This is a genomic window from Streptococcus oralis, assembly GCF_003943415.1.
In the GTDB taxonomy this organism is placed as follows: Bacteria; Bacillota; Bacilli; order Lactobacillales; family Streptococcaceae; genus Streptococcus; species Streptococcus oralis_BJ.
This window is the reverse complement of the sequence record NZ_RJPK01000002.1, coordinates 199,783-214,126: the sequence shown is the minus strand read 5'-3', so window position 1 is coordinate 214,126 and position 14,344 is coordinate 199,783. Positions and strand designations below refer to the sequence as shown.

27 protein-coding genes and 1 pseudogene are annotated in these 14,344 nt (G+C 41.8%); all 28 read left to right on the top strand.

Annotation, left to right across the window (positions count from 1 at the left end; all coding sequences use genetic code 11):
• The first annotated feature begins 9 nt into the window (after positions 1 to 9).
• The 28 genes and pseudogenes from D8801_RS03745 to secY all read left to right on the top strand — a co-directional run bounded on the left by D8801_RS03745 (position 10) and on the right by secY (position 14,266).
• Positions 10 to 150, top strand: coding sequence for a hypothetical protein (locus D8801_RS03745; RefSeq protein WP_000521625.1), 141 nt, complete (start codon positions 10 to 12; stop codon positions 148 to 150).
• Between the two features lie 43 nt (positions 151 to 193).
• Positions 194 to 694: a GNAT family N-acetyltransferase gene (locus tag D8801_RS03740; protein WP_125847949.1), complete on the top strand. Its 501-nt coding sequence runs from the start codon at positions 194 to 196 to the stop codon at positions 692 to 694.
• Between the two features lie 4 nt (positions 695 to 698).
• Positions 699 to 785, top strand: a pseudogene (locus D8801_RS03735) (anaerobic ribonucleoside-triphosphate reductase activating protein); the annotation flags it as partial.
• Between the two features lie 344 nt (positions 786 to 1,129).
• Positions 1,130 to 1,630 carry a GNAT family N-acetyltransferase gene (locus D8801_RS03730; RefSeq protein WP_125848206.1) on the top strand — a complete coding sequence of 167 codons (501 nt, stop codon included), beginning with the start codon at positions 1,130 to 1,132 and terminating at the stop codon, positions 1,628 to 1,630.
• Positions 1,631 to 1,635: 5 nt separating this feature from the next.
• Positions 1,636 to 2,232, top strand: a complete 597-nt coding sequence (nrdG, locus tag D8801_RS03725; RefSeq protein WP_000220159.1) for an anaerobic ribonucleoside-triphosphate reductase activating protein — start codon at positions 1,636 to 1,638, stop codon at positions 2,230 to 2,232.
• The gene (locus D8801_RS03720) at positions 2,229 to 2,855 is read left to right on the top strand and encodes a uridine kinase family protein (protein ID WP_125847947.1); all 627 of its coding nucleotides are present in this window, start codon (positions 2,229 to 2,231) and stop codon (positions 2,853 to 2,855) included. The genes nrdG and D8801_RS03720 overlap by 4 nt, the downstream gene beginning before the upstream one ends.
• Positions 2,856 to 3,120: 265 nt before the next feature.
• Complete coding sequence (gene rpsJ, locus D8801_RS03715) at positions 3,121 to 3,429, top strand: 30S ribosomal protein S10 (protein WP_001284513.1); 309 nt, start codon at positions 3,121 to 3,123, stop codon at positions 3,427 to 3,429.
• Between the two features lie 82 nt (positions 3,430 to 3,511).
• The gene (gene rplC / locus D8801_RS03710) at positions 3,512 to 4,138 is read left to right on the top strand and encodes a 50S ribosomal protein L3 (protein WP_000160197.1); all 627 of its coding nucleotides are present in this window, start codon (positions 3,512 to 3,514) and stop codon (positions 4,136 to 4,138) included.
• A 24-nt stretch (positions 4,139 to 4,162) separates the two neighbouring features.
• On the top strand, positions 4,163 to 4,786 hold the full coding sequence (gene rplD / locus D8801_RS03705) for a 50S ribosomal protein L4 (RefSeq protein WP_000024537.1): 624 nt from the start codon (positions 4,163 to 4,165) through the stop codon (positions 4,784 to 4,786).
• Positions 4,786 to 5,082, top strand: coding sequence for a 50S ribosomal protein L23 (locus tag D8801_RS03700; RefSeq protein WP_001055347.1), 297 nt, complete (start codon positions 4,786 to 4,788; stop codon positions 5,080 to 5,082). Before rplD ends, D8801_RS03700 begins: the two co-directional genes overlap by 1 nt.
• 17 nt (positions 5,083 to 5,099) lie before the next feature.
• Positions 5,100 to 5,933 carry a 50S ribosomal protein L2 gene (gene rplB, locus D8801_RS03695; protein ID WP_125847945.1) on the top strand — a complete coding sequence of 278 codons (834 nt, stop codon included), beginning with the start codon at positions 5,100 to 5,102 and terminating at the stop codon, positions 5,931 to 5,933.
• A gap of 102 nt (positions 5,934 to 6,035) precedes the next feature.
• A complete protein-coding gene (gene rpsS, locus D8801_RS03690) occupies positions 6,036 to 6,317 on the top strand; it encodes a 30S ribosomal protein S19 (RefSeq protein WP_000533766.1) in 282 nt (93 codons plus the stop codon).
• A gap of 11 nt (positions 6,318 to 6,328) precedes the next feature.
• On the top strand, positions 6,329 to 6,673 hold the full coding sequence (gene rplV, locus D8801_RS03685) for a 50S ribosomal protein L22 (RefSeq protein ID WP_000818137.1): 345 nt from the start codon (positions 6,329 to 6,331) through the stop codon (positions 6,671 to 6,673).
• A gap of 12 nt (positions 6,674 to 6,685) precedes the next feature.
• Complete coding sequence (rpsC, locus tag D8801_RS03680; RefSeq protein WP_125847943.1) at positions 6,686 to 7,339, top strand: 30S ribosomal protein S3; 654 nt, start codon at positions 6,686 to 6,688, stop codon at positions 7,337 to 7,339.
• Positions 7,340 to 7,342: 3 nt separating this feature from the next.
• Positions 7,343 to 7,756, top strand: a complete 414-nt coding sequence (gene rplP, locus D8801_RS03675; RefSeq protein WP_000960948.1) for a 50S ribosomal protein L16 — start codon at positions 7,343 to 7,345, stop codon at positions 7,754 to 7,756.
• Between the two features lie 9 nt (positions 7,757 to 7,765).
• Complete coding sequence (gene rpmC / locus D8801_RS03670) at positions 7,766 to 7,972, top strand: 50S ribosomal protein L29 (protein ID WP_000772918.1); 207 nt, start codon at positions 7,766 to 7,768, stop codon at positions 7,970 to 7,972.
• Positions 7,973 to 7,996: 24 nt separating this feature from the next.
• Complete coding sequence (gene rpsQ, locus D8801_RS03665; RefSeq protein ID WP_000440801.1) at positions 7,997 to 8,257, top strand: 30S ribosomal protein S17; 261 nt, start codon at positions 7,997 to 7,999, stop codon at positions 8,255 to 8,257.
• Between the two features lie 25 nt (positions 8,258 to 8,282).
• Complete coding sequence (gene rplN / locus D8801_RS03660) at positions 8,283 to 8,651, top strand: 50S ribosomal protein L14 (protein WP_000616548.1); 369 nt, start codon at positions 8,283 to 8,285, stop codon at positions 8,649 to 8,651.
• 78 nt (positions 8,652 to 8,729) lie between these two features.
• Positions 8,730 to 9,035, top strand: coding sequence for a 50S ribosomal protein L24 (rplX, locus tag D8801_RS03655; RefSeq protein WP_000497691.1), 306 nt, complete (start codon positions 8,730 to 8,732; stop codon positions 9,033 to 9,035).
• A gap of 23 nt (positions 9,036 to 9,058) precedes the next feature.
• Positions 9,059 to 9,601 carry a 50S ribosomal protein L5 gene (rplE, locus tag D8801_RS03650; RefSeq protein ID WP_000013542.1) on the top strand — a complete coding sequence of 181 codons (543 nt, stop codon included), beginning with the start codon at positions 9,059 to 9,061 and terminating at the stop codon, positions 9,599 to 9,601.
• 17 nt (positions 9,602 to 9,618) lie between these two features.
• A complete protein-coding gene (locus D8801_RS03645) occupies positions 9,619 to 9,804 on the top strand; it encodes a type Z 30S ribosomal protein S14 (RefSeq protein ID WP_001085697.1) in 186 nt (61 codons plus the stop codon).
• A 283-nt stretch (positions 9,805 to 10,087) separates the two neighbouring features.
• Positions 10,088 to 10,486, top strand: a complete 399-nt coding sequence (rpsH, locus tag D8801_RS03640; protein WP_000245504.1) for a 30S ribosomal protein S8 — start codon at positions 10,088 to 10,090, stop codon at positions 10,484 to 10,486.
• Positions 10,487 to 10,673: 187 nt separating this feature from the next.
• The gene (gene rplF, locus D8801_RS03635; protein ID WP_084925471.1) at positions 10,674 to 11,210 is read left to right on the top strand and encodes a 50S ribosomal protein L6; all 537 of its coding nucleotides are present in this window, start codon (positions 10,674 to 10,676) and stop codon (positions 11,208 to 11,210) included.
• An 83-nt stretch (positions 11,211 to 11,293) separates the two neighbouring features.
• Positions 11,294 to 11,650 carry a 50S ribosomal protein L18 gene (rplR, locus tag D8801_RS03630; protein ID WP_004251098.1) on the top strand — a complete coding sequence of 119 codons (357 nt, stop codon included), beginning with the start codon at positions 11,294 to 11,296 and terminating at the stop codon, positions 11,648 to 11,650.
• A gap of 17 nt (positions 11,651 to 11,667) precedes the next feature.
• Entirely contained in the window at positions 11,668 to 12,162 is a 495-nt protein-coding gene (gene rpsE, locus D8801_RS03625) for a 30S ribosomal protein S5 (RefSeq protein ID WP_000874204.1), read from the top strand.
• A 13-nt stretch (positions 12,163 to 12,175) separates the two neighbouring features.
• Entirely contained in the window at positions 12,176 to 12,358 is a 183-nt protein-coding gene (gene rpmD, locus D8801_RS03620) for a 50S ribosomal protein L30 (RefSeq protein ID WP_000057241.1), read from the top strand.
• Positions 12,359 to 12,503: 145 nt separating this feature from the next.
• Positions 12,504 to 12,944 carry a 50S ribosomal protein L15 gene (rplO, locus tag D8801_RS03615; RefSeq protein ID WP_000766092.1) on the top strand — a complete coding sequence of 147 codons (441 nt, stop codon included), beginning with the start codon at positions 12,504 to 12,506 and terminating at the stop codon, positions 12,942 to 12,944.
• Between the two features lie 11 nt (positions 12,945 to 12,955).
• On the top strand, positions 12,956 to 14,266 hold the full coding sequence (gene secY, locus D8801_RS03610; protein ID WP_000465381.1) for a preprotein translocase subunit SecY: 1,311 nt from the start codon (positions 12,956 to 12,958) through the stop codon (positions 14,264 to 14,266).
• The last annotated feature ends 78 nt before the right edge of the window (positions 14,267 to 14,344 follow it).

The window sequence follows — 14,344 nt, the reverse complement described above, 5'->3', positions numbered from 1 at the left end:
GGAAATGGGATGGGGAAATACCAATTAGATGATAAGGGACGCGCTCAAGTGACCCGTTATCACGAGAAACACTCTAAAGGTGGAACAGGTAAAAAAGAACGCTTGCTCAACCTCAGAGAACAGTTTTTAAACAAGAACAAGAAAAAATAAAAGTGAGAGTCCGCTCTCGCTTTTCTCTTAATTGGAGGTAAAAATGATACTACGCAGACCAACATTGGCAGATAAAGAAACAGTTTTAGAGATGATGGCAGAGTTTGAACAGACTCAATCAGCCCACGATGGTGGGTTTTGGGATATTGAGAATTTCTCTTACGAGGACTGGCTAGAAACTAGCCGAAATAAAGAAATGGGAATAGGATTGCTGGAAAATCGCGTTCCATCAATTCAGTTCGTTTTATTTGATGAATCAGACCGTGCTTTAGGTTTTTTGAATCTACGGCTGAGATTAAATGAGGGCTTGCTGAATTATGCAGGCCACATTGGCTATTCCATTCGTCCATCTGAAAGAGGTAAAGGTTATGCCAAAGAAGCTCTCCGACAAAGCTTGCAAGTAGCCAAGCAAAAGAATATCAAACGAGCGCTTGTGACTTGTAGCACAGAAAATCCTGCCAGCCGAGCTGTTATCTTAGCTAATGGTGGAGAGTTGGAGGATGTTCGAAATGGAACGGAGCGCTATTGGATAGAGTTGGAGTAGAAGGATGACATGGAATACCCCAAAACCAGGCGAGTGGAAGAGTGAAGAACTCAGTCAGGGGCGTATCATTGACTATAAGGCTTTTAACTTTAAACAGTAGATGTTGTTAAACGAACTTGTGGCTATCTTGGAAACCCACAAGCTCGGCCGATGGTCAACGGACGTCATAAGGAAATTGCTGCGCGTGTCAAACACATGAACGGTTCTACTATGCAAAACAGCAGGACATGAAGTAAGAAATTAGAAAGAAAAAGAATGGGAAAATATCAATTAGACGATAAAGGTAAGGCCTTGGTCCAACGATTCCACGAAAAGCATTCGAAAGGTGGAAGCAGCAAAAAAGACCGAGTAGCTAGCCTTAGAGAACAGTTTTTAAACAAAAAACAAGAAAAAGTGAGAATTGTCTCTCGCTCTTCTTATAGCGGGGAGGGGAATATGGAACTACGCAGACCAACATTGGCAGATAAGGAAACTATATTAGACATGATGGCAGAGTTTGAGCAGAGCCAATCAGCCCACGATGGTGGGTTTTGGAACGCCAACAATTTTGTTTATGAAGAGTGGCTAGAAGAAAATCTTCAAGCGGAAGCGGGACTCAATATTCCTGAAAACTGGGTTCCTGCTATCCAGCTGGTTAGTTTTGACGTAGCAGGCCAGGCTCTTGGCTTTCTCAACCTTCGTCTCCGATTAAATGACTACTTACTAGAAAATGGGGGCCATATTGGCTACTCCATTCGTCCATCTGAAAGAGGTAAGGGTTATGCGAAAGAATCCCTCCGACAAGGTCTACAAGTTGCTAAGGGAAAGAATATTAAACGAGCTTTAGTGACTTGTAGCACAGAAAATCCAGCAAGCCGAGCTGTTATCTTAGCTAATGGTGGGGAGTTGGAGGATGTTCGCAATGGCGTAGAACGTTACTGGATAGACTTGGAGTAGACAGCATGACATGGAATACACCAAAACCAGGTGAATGGAAAAGCGAGGAACTTAGTAAAGGGCGAATCATTGACTACAAGGCCTTTAACTTTGTCGATGGAGAAGGTGTGCGAAACTCTCTCTATGTATCAGGTTGCATGTTTCACTGCGAGGGGTGCTATAATGTTGCGACTTGGTCTTTCAACGCAGGCATTCCTTATACAGCAGAGTTAGAAGAACAGATTATGGAAGACCTTGCCCAGCCCTATGTTCAAGGATTGACCCTGCTAGGAGGAGAACCCTTTCTTAATACAGGAATTCTCTTGCCTCTCGTTAAACGCATTCGAAAGGAATTGCCAGATAAAGACATCTGGTCTTGGACTGGATATACATGGGAGGAAATGATGCTGGAGACTCCAGACAAACTGGAGCTCTTGTCGCTGATTGACATCCTTGTCGATGGACGGTATGATAAAAGCAAGCGTAATCTCATGCTCCAGTTTCGAGGTTCCTCAAATCAGCGAATTATCGATGTGCAAAAATCCCTCAAAAGTGGGCAAGTGGTGATTTGGGACAAGCTTAATGACGGAAAAGAAAGCTATGAACAGGTGAAGAGAGAATGAAGAAAAAAGACCTGATAGAACAACTGGTTTCAGAGATTGAAACGGGAAGAATTAGGACGCTAGGGATCTACGGTCATGGGGCTTCAGGTAAGTCAACCTTCGCTCGGGAATTACATCAAGCCCTAGATTCTACTACAGTAAATTTACTAGAAACAGATCCCTATATCACCTCAGAACGTCACCTGGTAGTACCAAAGCAAGCGCCAGATCAAAAGGTGACAGCTTGTCTCCCAGTGGCGCATGAACTGGCAAGTTTACAGAGAGATATTCTCGCCTTGCAGGCAGGTATGGATGTCTTGACGATTGATGAACCTTGGAAATCCAGTGAAGTCTTGTCTGGTGAAAAAACAATACTGATAGTCGAAGGAATGTCTGTAGGTTTTCTACCCAAGGAACTCTTTGACAAAACCATCTGTTTCTACACGGATGAAGAAACAGAATTAAAGAGGCGTCTCGCTCGAGATACGACTATGAGAAATCGCGATGCTTCCTTTATACTAGCTAGCCATCAAATGAGACGGGAGCAGTATCTGCAATACTACAGAGAAACCGAGTCTAAAGCGGATGTCTTAGTGGATCAATCAGAAGATAAGTTTGAAGTCAACATGACTCGTCTAGTATAGAAGAAAAGATTGAATTTTAAGATCGTAAATCAGTAGTCATAGGAAGATGAAATAGGAAAACAGTTTCATCCCAAAAAAACGAAAAAATGCTCACAAATCCCTTGCAATCGCAGGGGCTTTGTGTTATTCTATTATGGTGCTGTAAAATACAGCCTTAGCTTTGATGCAAGAGGTTGCGACACGCTCGGTTGCATTGCCACGCAACGCGCGTCGGTTTTCTTGTGGAGCTAGCCTATTATCTTAAATAGACGAAAAGGAGAAAAAGATGGCAAACAAAAAAATCCGTATCCGTTTGAAAGCTTACGAACACCGTACGCTTGACACAGCGGCTGCAAAAATCGTAGAATCAGCTACTCGTACAGGTGCACAAGTTGCGGGTCCAATCCCACTTCCAACTGAGCGTAGCCTCTACACAATTATTCGTGCGACTCACAAATACAAAGACTCTCGCGAACAATTCGAAATGCGTACACACAAACGTTTGATCGATATCGTTAACCCAACTCAAAAAACAGTTGATGCTTTGATGAAATTGGATCTTCCAAGTGGTGTAAACGTAGAAATCAAGCTTTAATCCAAAGCTTGAAACCTTGAGCATGAAAAACGCTCGTTAAAAACTTTTTGAATAAAAAATATAGAAAAGGAACTATTTTCTCATGACAAAAGGAATCTTAGGGAAAAAAGTGGGAATGACTCAAATCTTCACTGAAGCTGGCGAATTGATCCCTGTAACAGTTATTGAAGCAACTCCAAACGTTGTTCTTCAAGTTAAAACTGTTGAAACAGACGGATACAACGCTATCCAAGTTGGTTTCGATGACAAACGCGAAGTATTGAGCAACAAACCTGCTAAAGGACATGTAGCGAAAGCTAACACGGCTCCTAAGCGCTTCATTCGTGAATTCAAAAACGTTGAAGGCTTGGAAGTTGGTGCTGAAATCACAGTTGAAACATTCGCAGCTGGAGACGTTGTTGACGTAACTGGTACTTCTAAAGGTAAAGGTTTCCAAGGTGTTATCAAACGCCACGGACAATCACGTGGACCAATGGCTCACGGTTCTCGTTACCACCGTCGTCCAGGTTCTATGGGACCTGTTGCACCTAACCGCGTATTCAAAGGTAAAAACCTTGCAGGACGTATGGGTGGCGACCGCGTAACAATTCAAAACCTTGAAGTTGTACAAGTTGTTCCAGAAAAGAACGTTATCCTTATCAAAGGTAACGTACCAGGTGCTAAGAAATCTCTTATCACTATCAAATCAGCAGTTAAAGCTGGTAAATAATAAAGAAAGGGGAAATCAGTCACAATGGCAAACGTAACATTATTTGACCAAACTGGTAAAGAAGCTGGCCAAGTTGTTCTTAACGATGCAGTATTTGGTATTGAACCAAATGAATCAGTTGTGTTTGATGTGATCATCAGCCAACGCGCAAGCCTTCGTCAAGGAACACACGCTGTTAAAAACCGCTCTGCAGTATCAGGTGGTGGACGCAAACCATGGCGTCAAAAAGGAACTGGACGTGCTCGTCAAGGTTCTATCCGCTCACCACAATGGCGTGGTGGTGGCGTTGTCTTCGGACCAACTCCACGTTCATACGGCTACAAACTTCCACAAAAAGTTCGTCGCCTAGCTCTTAAATCAGTTTACTCTGAAAAAGTTGCTGAAAACAAATTCGTAGCTGTAGACGCTCTTTCATTTACAGCTCCAAAAACTGCTGAATTTGCAAAAGTTCTTGCAGCATTGAGCATCGATTCTAAAGTTCTTGTTATCCTTGAAGAAGGAAATGAATTCGCAGCTCTTTCAGCTCGTAACCTTCCAAACGTGAAAGTTGCAACTGCTACAACTGCAAGTGTTCTTGACATCGCAAATAGCGACAAACTTCTTGTCACACAAGCAGCTATCTCTAAAATCGAGGAGGTTCTTGCATAATGAATTTGTATGATGTTATCAAAAAACCTGTAATCACTGAAAGCTCAATGGCTCAACTTGAAGCAGGCAAATATGTATTTGAAGTTGACACTCGTGCACACAAACTTTTGATCAAGCAAGCTGTTGAAGCTGCTTTCGAAGGTGTTAAAGTTGCCAACGTTAACACAATCAACGTAAAACCTAAAGCAAAACGTGTTGGACGTTACACTGGTTTTACTAACAAAACTAAAAAAGCTATCATCACACTTACAGCTGATTCAAAAGCAATCGAGTTGTTTGCTGCTGAAGCTGAATAATCTAAGGAGGAAATATCGTGGGAATTCGTGTTTATAAACCAACAACAAACGGTCGCCGTAATATGACTTCTTTGGATTTCGCTGAAATCACAACAAGCACTCCTGAAAAATCATTGCTTGTTGCTTTGAAGAACAAGGCTGGTCGTAACAACAACGGTCGTATCACTGTTCGTCACCAAGGTGGTGGACACAAACGTTTCTACCGTTTGGTTGACTTCAAACGTAACAAAGACAACGTTGAAGCTGTTGTTAAAACAATCGAGTACGATCCAAACCGTTCTGCAAACATCGCTCTTGTACACTACACTGACGGTGTGAAAACATACATCATCGCTCCAAAAGGTCTTGAAGTTGGTCAACGCATCGTTTCAGGTCCAGAAGCAGATATCAAAGTCGGAAACGCTCTTCCGCTTGCTAACATCCCAGTTGGTACTTTGATCCACAACATCGAGTTGAAACCAGGTCGTGGTGGAGAATTAGTACGTGCAGCTGGAGCTTCTGCTCAAGTATTGGGTCAAGAAGGTAAATATGTTCTTGTTCGTCTTCAATCTGGCGAAGTACGTATGATTCTTGGAACTTGTCGTGCAACAGTTGGTGTTGTCGGAAACGAACAACATGGACTTGTTAACCTTGGTAAAGCAGGACGTAGCCGTTGGAAAGGTATCCGCCCAACAGTTCGTGGTTCTGTAATGAACCCTAACGATCACCCACACGGTGGTGGTGAAGGTAAAGCACCAGTTGGTCGTAAAGCGCCATCTACTCCATGGGGCAAACCTGCTCTTGGTCTTAAAACTCGTAACAAGAAAGCGAAATCTGACAAACTTATCGTTCGTCGTCGCAACGAGAAATAATTTAAAACTAGTCGCCTAAGCAACTAGGAAATCCGCCAGCTCGGTAGCGCTCCATGTGAGCGCAAGCCGCTGTGGTACAACATTTAAAGGAGAAAAAATAAAATGGGACGCAGTCTTAAAAAAGGACCTTTCGTCGATGAGCATTTGATGAAAAAAGTTGAAGCTCAAGCTAACGACGAAAAGAAAAAAGTTATCAAAACTTGGTCACGTCGTTCAACGATCTTCCCAAGTTTCATTGGTTACACTATCGCAGTTTATGACGGACGTAAACACGTACCTGTTTACATCCAAGAAGACATGGTAGGTCACAAACTTGGTGAATTTGCACCAACTCGTACTTACAAAGGTCATGCTGCAGACGACAAGAAAACACGTAGAAAATAAGGAGAACATAAATGGCAGAAATTACTTCAGCTAAAGCAATGGCTCGTACAGTACGTGTTTCACCTCGTAAATCACGTCTTGTTCTTGACAACATCCGTGGTAAAAGCGTAGCCGATGCTATTGCAATCTTGACATTCACACCAAACAAAGCTGCTGAAATCATCTTGAAAGTTTTGAATTCAGCTGTAGCTAACGCTGAAAATAACTTTGGTTTGGACAAAGCTAACTTGGTAGTATCTGAAGCATTCGCGAACGAAGGACCAACTATGAAACGTTTCCGTCCACGTGCGAAAGGTTCAGCTTCACCAATCAACAAACGTACAGCTCACATCACTGTAGCTGTTGCAGAAAAATAAGGAGGTAACATCGTGGGTCAAAAAGTACATCCAATTGGTATGCGTGTCGGCATCATCCGTGATTGGGATGCCAAATGGTATGCTGAAAAAGAATACGCGGATTACCTTCATGAAGATCTTGCAATCCGTAAATTCGTTCAAAAAGAACTTGCTGACGCAGCAGTTTCAACAATCGAAATCGAACGTGCAGTAAACAAAGTTAACGTTTCACTTCACACTGCTAAACCAGGTATGGTTATCGGTAAAGGTGGTGCTAACGTTGATGCACTCCGTGTGAAACTTAACAAATTGACTGGGAAACAAGTACACATCAACATCATCGAAATCAAACAACCTGATTTGGATGCTCACCTTGTAGGTGAAGGAATTGCTCGTCAATTGGAGCAACGTGTTGCTTTCCGTCGTGCACAAAAACAAGCAATCCAACGTGCAATGCGTGCTGGAGCTAAAGGAATCAAAACTCAAGTATCAGGTCGTTTGAACGGTGCAGATATCGCCCGTGCTGAAGGATACTCTGAAGGAACTGTTCCACTTCACACGCTTCGTGCAGATATCGATTACGCTTGGGAAGAAGCAGATACTACATACGGTAAACTTGGTGTTAAAGTATGGATCTACCGTGGTGAAGTTCTTCCAGCTCGTAAAAACACTAAAGGAGGTAAATAACCAATGTTAGTACCTAAACGTGTTAAACACCGTCGTGAATTCCGTGGAAAAATGCGCGGTGAAGCAAAAGGTGGAAAAGAAGTAGCATTTGGTGAATATGGTCTTCAAGCTACAACTAGCCACTGGATCACTAACCGCCAAATCGAAGCTGCTCGTATCGCCATGACTCGTTACATGAAACGTGGTGGTAAAGTTTGGATTAAAATCTTCCCACACAAATCATACACTGCTAAAGCTATCGGTGTGCGTATGGGATCTGGTAAAGGGGCACCTGAAGGTTGGGTAGCACCGGTTAAACGTGGTAAAGTGATGTTTGAAGTTGCTGGTGTATCTGAAGAGATCGCTCGCGAAGCGCTTCGCCTTGCTAGCCACAAATTGCCAGTTAAATGTAAATTCGTAAAACGTGAAGCAGAATAAGGAGAAGGCATGAAACTTAATGAAGTAAAAGAATTTGTTAAAGAACTTCGTGGTCTTTCTCAAGAAGAACTCGCGAAGCGCGAAAACGAATTGAAAAAAGAATTGTTTGAACTTCGTTTCCAAGCTGCTACTGGTCAATTGGAACAAACAGCTCGCTTGAAAGAAGTTAAAAAACAAATCGCTCGTATCAAAACAGTTCAATCTGAAGCGAAATAATAGACTAGGGAAGGAGAAATTTCAATGGAACGCAATAATCGTAAAGTTCTTGTTGGACGTGTTGTATCTGACAAAATGGACAAGACAATCACAGTTGTAGTTGAAACAAAACGTAACCACCCAGTCTATGGTAAACGTATTAACTACTCTAAAAAATACAAAGCACATGATGAAAACAATGTTGCCAAAGAAGGCGATATCGTACGTATCATGGAAACTCGTCCGCTTTCAGCTACAAAACGTTTCCGTCTTGTAGAAGTTGTTGAAGAAGCGGTCATCATCTAATCAAACCTGAAAGGAGAAAACTGAAATGATTCAAACAGAAACTCGTTTGAAAGTCGCAGACAACAGCGGTGCACGCGAAATCTTGACTATCAAAGTTCTTGGTGGTTCTAAACGTAAATTTGCGAACATCGGTGATGTCATTGTGGCATCTGTAAAACAAGCTACTCCTGGTGGTGCGGTTAAAAAAGGTGACGTTGTAAAAGCTGTTATCGTTCGTACTAAATCAGGTGCTCGTCGTGCTGATGGTTCATACATCAAATTTGACGAAAATGCAGCAGTTATCATCCGTGAAGACAAAACTCCTCGCGGAACACGTATCTTTGGCCCAGTTGCACGTGAATTGCGTGAAGGTGGCTTCATGAAGATCGTGTCACTTGCTCCAGAAGTACTTTAATTTAAAAAAAACAAACTAGTCCCCTAGCTTCAAGCTAGGGTGCCCTTATGGGCGTAAGAAAAATCAAGGAGAAACCTAATGTTTGTAAAAAAAGGCGACAAAGTTCGCGTAATCGCTGGTAAAGATAAGGGAACAGAAGCTGTTGTCCTTACTGCCCTTCCAAAAGTAAACAAAGTTATCGTTGAAGGTGTCAACATCGTTAAGAAACACCAACGTCCAACTAACGAGCTTCCTCAAGGTGGTATCATCGAGAAAGAAGCAGCTATCCACGTATCAAACGTTCAAGTTTTGGACAAAAATGGTGTGGCTGGTCGTGTTGGTTACAAATTTGTAGACGGTAAAAAAGTTCGCTACAACAAAAAATCAGGCGAAGTGCTTGATTAATCACGAAGGAAAGGAGAAGTATAATGGCAAATCGTTTAAAAGAAAAATATCTTAATGAAGTAGTTCCTGCTTTGACAGAACAATTCAACTACTCATCAGTGATGGCTGTACCTAAAGTAGATAAGATCGTTTTGAACATGGGTGTTGGTGAAGCTGTATCAAACGCTAAAAGCCTTGAAAAAGCTGCTGAAGAATTGGCGCTTATCTCAGGTCAAAAACCACTTATCACTAAAGCTAAAAAATCAATCGCCGGCTTCCGTCTTCGTGAAGGTGTAGCGATCGGTGCAAAAGTTACCCTTCGTGGTGAACGTATGTACGAATTCTTGGATAAATTGGTTTCAGTTTCACTTCCACGTGTGCGTGACTTCCACGGTGTTCCAACAAAATCATTTGATGGACGCGGAAACTACACTCTTGGTGTGAAAGAACAATTGATCTTCCCAGAAATCAACTTTGATGACGTTGACAAAACTCGTGGTCTTGACATCGTTATCGTAACAACTGCTAACACTGACGAAGAGTCACGTGCATTGCTTACAGGCCTTGGAATGCCTTTTGCAAAATAATATAGGAGGTAAATCTAATGGCTAAAAAATCAATGATTGCTAAGAACAAACGTCCAGCGAAGTTCTCTACTCAAGCTTATACTCGTTGTGAAAAATGTGGTCGTCCACATTCAGTTTACCGCAAATTTAAACTTTGCCGTGTTTGCTTCCGTGAATTAGCTTACAAAGGACAAATTCCTGGTGTAACAAAAGCATCTTGGTAATTTAAGATATCAAGGGCGTCAAAACTCCAAGTGAAAATAGGAAACTTGACGAAGAAACTGAAGTTTCTAGGAAAGTTTATCTTTTTCACACAGAGTTTAGCCCGGGTTCAGTTGGGCTTGCCAATTTGAACACGAGCTACAGCTTTGGCAAAAAAGACCAATTTTCTTTGGAGCATCGCTCCTGCATCAAATTGCCTATTTTTGCTCTTGCTGTTACGCTCTTTGTATCATGTATTAACTAGCAAGTGCGACTTGCAAACTACTAGTAAGAGGAGAATAAAAAATGGTTATGACTGACCCAATCGCAGACTTTCTAACTCGTATTCGTAACGCTAACCAAGCGAAACACGAAGTACTTGAAGTACCTGCATCAAATATCAAAAAAGGGATTGCCGAAATCCTTAAACGCGAAGGTTTTGTAAAAAACGTTGAAATCATCGAAGATGACAAACAAGGCATCATCCGTGTATTCCTTAAATACGGACCAAACGGTGAAAAAGTTATCACTAACTTGAAACGTGTTTCTAAGCCAGGACTTCGTGTCTACAAAAAACGTGAAGATCTTCCAAAAGTTCTTAACGGACTTGGAATTGCTATCCTTTCAACTTCTGAAGGTTTGCTTACTGATAAAGAAGCTCGCCAAAAGAATGTTGGTGGGGAAGTTATCGCTTACGTTTGGTAATATTTAGCTCCCAATTTCTTTGTGACTCTTCGTTATCGTCTCTTGCCTAACCCAAAGTTATGCCTGCGAGACGATGCCTAGATTCACTTTGAAATTGAAACCTAAATGTTCCTTTAAATCGAGAAATCGATTAAACCCCGTGAAAACTGGCCATTCTGGCCTGACAATCTAACAGGAGAAAATAAACATGTCACGTATTGGTAATAAAGTTATCGTGTTGCCTGCTGGTGTTGAACTCACTAACAATGACAACGTAGTAACTGTAAAAGGACCTAAAGGAGAACTTACTCGTGAGTTCTCAAAAGATATTGAAATCCGTGTGGAAGGTACTGAAGTAACTCTTCACCGTCCAAACGATTCAAAAGAAATGAAAACAATCCACGGAACTACTCGTGCCCTTTTGAACAACATGGTTGTTGGTGTATCAGAAGGATTCAAGAAAGAACTTGAAATGCGTGGGGTTGGTTACCGTGCACAACTTCAAGGAAACAAACTTGTCTTGGCTGTTGGTAAATCTCATCCAGATGAAGTTGAAGCTCCAGAAGGAATTACTTTTGAACTTCCAAACCCAACGACAATCGTTATCAGCGGAATTTCAAAAGAAGTAGTTGGTCAAACAGCTGCTTACGTACGTAGCCTTCGCTCACCAGAACCATATAAAGGTAAAGGTATCCGTTACGTTGGCGAATACGTTCGTCTTAAAGAAGGTAAAACAGGTAAATAATGTTGAGTGGTTGATCTTCAACCACCGACCTATTTTCCAACTTTGTGCATAGCACACGATTTAAAACTAAAGAGGTGAAAACTGTGATTTCTAAACCAGATAAAAATAAACTCCGCCAAAAACGCCACCGTCGCGTTCGCGGAAAACTCTCTGGAACTGCTGATCGCCCACGTTTGAACGTATTCCGTTCTAATACAGGCATCTACGCTCAAGTGATTGATGACGTAGCGGGTGTAACGCTCGCAAGTGCTTCAACTCTTGACAAAGAAGTTTCAAAAGGAACTAAAACTGAACAAGCCGTTGCTGTCGGTAAACTCGTTGCAGAACGTGCAAGTGCTAAAGGTATTTCAGAAGTGGTGTTCGACCGCGGTGGATATCTATATCACGGACGTGTGAAAGCTTTGGCTGATGCAGCTCGTGAAAACGGATTGAAATTCTAATAGGAGGACACTAGAAAATGGCATTTAAAGACAATGCAGTTGAATTAGAAGAACGCGTAGTTGCTGTCAACCGTGTTACAAAAGTTGTTAAAGGTGGACGTCGTCTTCGTTTCGCAGCTCTTGTTGTTGTTGGTGACCACAACGGTCGCGTAGGATTTGGTACTGGTAAAGCTCAAGAAGTTCCAGAAGCAATCCGTAAAGCAGTAGAAGATGCTAAGAAAAACTTGATTGAAGTTCCTATGGTTGGAACAACAATCCCACACGAAGTTCTTTCAGAATTCGGTGGAGCTAAAGTATTGTTGAAACCTGCTGTAGAAGGTTCTGGAGTTGCCGCTGGTGGTGCAGTTCGTGCCGTTGTGGAATTGGCAGGTGTGGCAGATATTACATCTAAATCACTTGGCTCTAACACTCCAATCAACATTGTTCGCGCAACTGTTGAAGGTTTGAAACAATTGAAACGCGCTGAAGAAGTTGCTGCCCTTCGTGGTATTTCAGTTTCTGATTTGGCATAAGAAAGGGGATAAAATGGCTCAAATTAAAATTACTTTGACTAAGTCTCCAATCGGACGCATTCCATCACAACGTAAAACTGTTGTAGCACTTGGACTTGGCAAATTGAACAGCTCTGTTATCAAAGAAGACAACGCTGCTATCCGTGGTATGATCACTGCAGTATCTCACTTGGTAACAGTTGAAGAAGTAAACTAATGAATTTTTAGGGGATGTGGCAATACTCATCCCCTAAAACTAGATATAGTCATCTAAGATGACGAATGTATAGGCGAGTTGATAAGGGAGACAACCTTTTCTCTCTTATCGGCGCTAGCATTTTACAAAAGAGGAGAAAATATAAATGAAACTTCATGAATTGAAACCTGCAGAAGGTTCTCGTAAAGTACGTAACCGTGTTGGTCGTGGTACTTCATCAGGTAACGGTAAAACATCTGGTCGCGGTCAAAAAGGTCAAAAAGCTCGTAGCGGTGGCGGAGTTCGCCTTGGTTTTGAGGGTGGACAAACTCCATTGTTCCGTCGTCTTCCAAAACGTGGATTCACTAACATCAACGCTAAAGAATATGCAATTGTAAATCTTGATCAATTGAACGTTTTTGAAGATGGTACTGAAGTTACTCCAGTTGTTCTTATCGAAGCAGGAATTGTAAAGGCTGAAAAATCAGGCGTTAAAATTCTTGGTAACGGTGAGCTGACTAAGAAGTTGACTGTGAAAGCAGCTAAATTCTCAAAAACAGCTGAAGAAGCTATCACTGCTAAAGGTGGTTCAGTAGAAGTCATCTAGAGAGGTGACCTATGTTTTTTAAATTATTAAAAGAGGCCCTCAAGGTTAAGAAAGTACGATCAAAAATTCTCTTTACGATTTTTATCATACTTGTCTTCCGTATCGGGACTAGTATTACTGTACCAGGTGTGAATGCAAAAAGTCTGGAAGCTTTGAGTGGATTATCCTTCTTGAACATGCTTAGTTTAGTTTCAGGGAATGCCATGAAGAACTTTTCGGTTTTTGCACTCGGTGTGAGTCCGTATATCACAGCTTCCATCGTTGTTCAATTGCTACAAATGGATATTGTTCCAAAGTTTGTAGAGTGGGGCAAGCAGGGGGAAGTAGGACGGAGAAAGATAAACCAAGCGACTCGTTATATTGCGCTTGTACTTGCGTTTGTGCAATCAATCGGAATCACTGCTGGTTTTAATACTCTATCTGGTGCAAAATTATTAACGACAGATCTAACCCCTCAAGTCTTTGTTACGATTGGTATTATCCTGACTGCAGGTACTATGATTGTTACTTGGCTCGGGGAGCAAATCACTGATAAGGGATATGGTAACGGGGTGTCTATGATTATCTTTGCTGGGATTGTGGCTTCAATTCCAGAGATGATTCATGGTATATACGTGGACTATTTTGTCAATATCCCAAGTGATCGGTTGACGTCATCTATTATATTTGTCGTTATTCTCATTATCGCTGTTTTGTTGATTGTTTACTTTACAACATATGTACAACAGGCAGAATATAAAATTCCGATCCAATATACAAAAGTTGCTCAAGGTGCTCCATCCAGTTCTTACCTTCCTTTGAAGGTCAATCCTGCTGGTGTTATCCCAGTTATCTTTGCAAGTTCGATTACGGCAGCTCCTGCGGCTATTCTTCAGTTTGTCAGCGCTATGGGGCTTGATTGGACTTGGGTACGTACAGCACAAGAAATGCTTGCGACAACATCTCCAACAGGTGTTGCCATGTATGCACTGCTGATTATTCTCTTTACATTCTTCTATACATTTGTACAGATCAATCCAGAGAAAGCAGCAGAAAACTTGCAAAAGAGCGGAGCCTATATCCATGGTGTCCGTCCAGGTAAAGGAACGGAAGAGTTTATGTCAAAACTTCTTCGTCGCCTTGCAACCGTCGGTTCCCTTTTCCTTGGTGTGATTTCAATCTTGCCGATTGTAGCAAAAGATGTCTTTGGGCTCTCAGAAGCGGTTGCTTTTGGGGGAACTAGTCTTTTGATCATTATTTCGACAGGTATCGAAGGAATCAAACAGCTAGAAGGTTACCTATTGAAACGTAAGTATGTTGGTTTCATGGACAAAACAGAATAAAAGCAAGACTACTTTTGCTTAGAGAGTGGAGTATGAAGGTCTATCTATAAGAGAGACTTTCGTCTCCCCTCTTCTATT

Bases quoted from the DNA above. Each gene is read 5' to 3' on its own strand.
- rpsJ (WP_001284513.1), top strand. From the start codon at position 3,121: ATGGCAAACAAAAAAATCCGTATCCGTTTGAAAGCTTACGAACACCGT.
- rplN (WP_000616548.1), top strand. From the start codon at position 8,283: ATGATTCAAACAGAAACTCGTTTGAAAGTCGCAGACAACAGCGGTGCA.
- rplD (WP_000024537.1), top strand. From the start codon at position 4,163: ATGGCAAACGTAACATTATTTGACCAAACTGGTAAAGAAGCTGGCCAA.
- rplC (WP_000160197.1), top strand. From the start codon at position 3,512: ATGACAAAAGGAATCTTAGGGAAAAAAGTGGGAATGACTCAAATCTTC.
- D8801_RS03700 (WP_001055347.1), top strand. From the start codon at position 4,786: ATGAATTTGTATGATGTTATCAAAAAACCTGTAATCACTGAAAGCTCA.
- rplP (WP_000960948.1), top strand. From the start codon at position 7,343: ATGTTAGTACCTAAACGTGTTAAACACCGTCGTGAATTCCGTGGAAAA.
- rplV (WP_000818137.1), top strand. From the start codon at position 6,329: ATGGCAGAAATTACTTCAGCTAAAGCAATGGCTCGTACAGTACGTGTT.
- rpsS (WP_000533766.1), top strand. From the start codon at position 6,036: ATGGGACGCAGTCTTAAAAAAGGACCTTTCGTCGATGAGCATTTGATG.
- D8801_RS03645 (WP_001085697.1), top strand. From the start codon at position 9,619: ATGGCTAAAAAATCAATGATTGCTAAGAACAAACGTCCAGCGAAGTTC.
- rpsE (WP_000874204.1), top strand. From the start codon at position 11,668: ATGGCATTTAAAGACAATGCAGTTGAATTAGAAGAACGCGTAGTTGCT.
- rplO (WP_000766092.1), top strand. From the start codon at position 12,504: ATGAAACTTCATGAATTGAAACCTGCAGAAGGTTCTCGTAAAGTACGT.
- D8801_RS03730 (WP_125848206.1), top strand. From the start codon at position 1,130: ATGGAACTACGCAGACCAACATTGGCAGATAAGGAAACTATATTAGAC.
- nrdG (WP_000220159.1), top strand. From the start codon at position 1,636: ATGACATGGAATACACCAAAACCAGGTGAATGGAAAAGCGAGGAACTT.
- rplX (WP_000497691.1), top strand. From the start codon at position 8,730: ATGTTTGTAAAAAAAGGCGACAAAGTTCGCGTAATCGCTGGTAAAGAT.
- rplF (WP_084925471.1), top strand. From the start codon at position 10,674: ATGTCACGTATTGGTAATAAAGTTATCGTGTTGCCTGCTGGTGTTGAA.
- rpsQ (WP_000440801.1), top strand. From the start codon at position 7,997: ATGGAACGCAATAATCGTAAAGTTCTTGTTGGACGTGTTGTATCTGAC.
- rpmD (WP_000057241.1), top strand. From the start codon at position 12,176: ATGGCTCAAATTAAAATTACTTTGACTAAGTCTCCAATCGGACGCATT.
- secY (WP_000465381.1), top strand. From the start codon at position 12,956: ATGTTTTTTAAATTATTAAAAGAGGCCCTCAAGGTTAAGAAAGTACGA.
- D8801_RS03720 (WP_125847947.1), top strand. From the start codon at position 2,229: ATGAAGAAAAAAGACCTGATAGAACAACTGGTTTCAGAGATTGAAACG.
- D8801_RS03745 (WP_000521625.1), top strand. From the start codon at position 10: ATGGGGAAATACCAATTAGATGATAAGGGACGCGCTCAAGTGACCCGT.
- rpsH (WP_000245504.1), top strand. From the start codon at position 10,088: ATGGTTATGACTGACCCAATCGCAGACTTTCTAACTCGTATTCGTAAC.
- rplE (WP_000013542.1), top strand. From the start codon at position 9,059: ATGGCAAATCGTTTAAAAGAAAAATATCTTAATGAAGTAGTTCCTGCT.
- rpmC (WP_000772918.1), top strand. From the start codon at position 7,766: ATGAAACTTAATGAAGTAAAAGAATTTGTTAAAGAACTTCGTGGTCTT.
- D8801_RS03740 (WP_125847949.1), top strand. From the start codon at position 194: ATGATACTACGCAGACCAACATTGGCAGATAAAGAAACAGTTTTAGAG.